Below are 443 nucleotides of genomic sequence, written 5' to 3' on the forward strand. Positions count from 1 at the left end.
TTCTTTTTTTCCAAAACCAATCAAACGTAGAATAGCCATTTGAACATAGTCCAAACCGTAGCGAAATAAACTTACTGAAAGTCGTCCATGCTTCTTTATTTTTATCGCTTTTTTTCGATCATGTTGCCATTCACCTGTTAAATAGCACCAACAGAAACCGATGGCTAGCACTGCTATCAATTTCTTGACTCGTCTAGGGTCTGTTAAACGAGTATTTTCAAGATTGAATCCACGTCCTTTGAGACAACTAAATAAGGTTTCGATTTCCCAGCGTAATGCATAATCACGAATAGCAGAAGCATTAAACATAGGAGAAACAACAAGTAAAAGTTCTCCATCTTCTAATCGTAGCGCACTAATATACAGTTTCACTCGACCAACCCAAATACGTCGTTTACGACATTCAGTTTGACCAACTTGAAGATGACGAAATAAATCACTAA

Annotated in this window: 1 pseudogene; it reads right to left on the reverse strand. The window is 37.0% G+C overall.

The annotated features are described in order from the left end of the window. Window positions 1–443: pseudogene (locus CDG56_RS16790) on the reverse strand (IS4-like element ISAba33 family transposase); the annotation flags it as partial.

The sequence above is a fragment of the Acinetobacter sp. WCHA39 genome (assembly GCF_002165385.1).
Lineage (GTDB): Bacteria > Pseudomonadota > Gammaproteobacteria > Pseudomonadales > Moraxellaceae > Acinetobacter.